Source organism: Eisenbergiella massiliensis, from assembly GCF_003435485.1.
Genome location: NZ_QVLV01000053.1, coordinates 1 through 1,843, shown reverse-complemented (window position 1 = coordinate 1,843; position 1,843 = coordinate 1). Strand labels below are relative to the sequence as shown.

Here is a 1,843-nt window from a genome sequence, read left to right as displayed (position 1 = left end):
TCTCTCTATACTTTCTTATTTATTTTGCACAAAAAAGCCTTTGTTTTAGCCATTTGTGCAATGGTTTATAAAGTTACAACAACTCCAAAGCATCTTTTAACGGGCGAAAACTGTGTCATTTCAGCTACAATGCACTTCGTTTTCCGGTCAGAAAGGTACACGAAATAAAACGTCATCCTTTTTTTATGAAGGCGAATCTGTGTCCCATTCTTCCCTATGGCTGCTAACCTCTCATGTCTAACAGGTTCATCCGGCTTCTCGCCGAGACCTAAATTCCTTCGTCCAGCCTGCCCATAGTGGGGTGCCGCTTCTGCTCCTTATCAGGGTCTTGCCCCTATAAACTATGTCTTAGCGGCTTCGCTCTGCTTTGTCATTGCTAGAGAGCACTCCTGTAATCCAGCACCAATTGAATCCTTGGCGGACGTTTTCTGCTACAGTATGTGCTTTTGTGTTCAGGATGCTTCCGGCCTGATGATGTCCTTTCGGAACTTCTCCTCATCGAAGTCACAGCCTGTTTGTAATACCACGTAGAATACTCGAATCGCTTTGCACGCAACTGCTATCTTTGCCTGCATTCCACCCAGTGGATTCCGTGTCCTGTTTCGGTAATAAAGGAACACATCCTGAAATGTCGGATTCCAGTTCATCAGTGCTCTTGCCGATTCGTACATCGTCCTACGCAGTTTTCTTCTGCCCCTTTTACTGATTCTTGGCTGTCCTTTCTTTTTGCCGGAGCTTTTCTTGACTATCTCCAGTCCGGCAAGCTTCTGTATCTGCTTTGGGTCAGTAAAACGTCCGATATCACCCACCTCTGCAATAAAGCCAATCACAGTACTCATCCCTACTCCTTTTATGGCGAGCAGTTTCTCCACATTTGGTACTTCTCTTACTTTTTCTTCCAGGTATTCATCAAGCCTTTTTAGCTGTTCTGCTTTCAGGATGTAGTCATTTACCAGAACCCAGATTTCCAGCCTTGCGGCTTCACCTGCTTCCAATCCTACACTGTTCTGTGCGGCTTCTATCAGGATCTGTGCCCTCTTTATTCCTGCCGCACGCACTTTTGCATCACGCCATATCTGATTGATTCCACCTGCACCGATTTTCAGGATATCCTCTGGAAGCGGTGCCTCTTTTAAAAGCATGAGTCCGCTGGTTGAATCCCAATCGGCATAACACTCTAAATACTCCGGGAAGAACTTCTGGAGCCATCCCTGTATCTGATTTGACAGACGTATATGCTGCTTCATGATCTGGTCTCTGCAGACAGAAGCCTCTCTAATTTCGGCATACACTCCACTCGGAAGATAAGAAGTCGAATACCGCCCATCTTTCACAAGATGAGCAATCGTCTTGGGGTCCTTTAAGTCACTCTTTTCCGGACTGTTATCATCCAGTTCCATGCTTCTGTTTACTGTAAACGGATTCACAGTCACAAGCTGAATGTCATGGTCCTGTAAAAACTTCTGGAATGTAAGCCAGTAGCAACCGGTAGGCTCGCAGCCAACAATAACCTTTTTCATTTCGGTTTTATTCATGAGTTCTTCAGTCCATCTAAGGAAAGTAAGAAATCCCATCCCCGTATTGCTAAACTTAAACACCCTGTGGGAGATTTCAAAACCTCTCCAGTCAAAAGCTCTGCAAAAGTGTGTTTTTGATCCAACATCAACTCCAACAATAAGAGTGTCAAATGTTACTTGCTTTAATCTGTCATTCTGTGTTAAATTCATTATGAACCTCCGGGTTTGATTGTTTTGTTTACATCCGCCAAGATGCAACTCAATCATACCTTGAGGTTCTTTTTTATTCAATTGGCGTTATTTCTGAATTACAGGAATGCTCCTTA

General features: G+C 44.0%; 1 protein-coding gene. It reads right to left on the bottom strand.

Annotated features, from left to right (window positions below; translation table 11 throughout):
• Positions 1-452: 452 nt before the first annotated feature.
• Positions 453-1,727 (bottom strand): IS110 family RNA-guided transposase, encoded by a 1,275-nt coding sequence (locus tag DXC51_RS29200; protein WP_117546102.1) that lies wholly within the window; start codon positions 1,725-1,727, stop codon positions 453-455.
• Positions 1,728-1,843 lie beyond the last annotated feature (116 nt).

What these genes read in the sequence shown, in the direction of transcription:
- DXC51_RS29200 (WP_117546102.1), bottom strand. Translation starts at nt 1,727, where the DNA reads ATGAATTTAACACAGAATGACAGATTAAAGCAAGTAACATTTGACACT.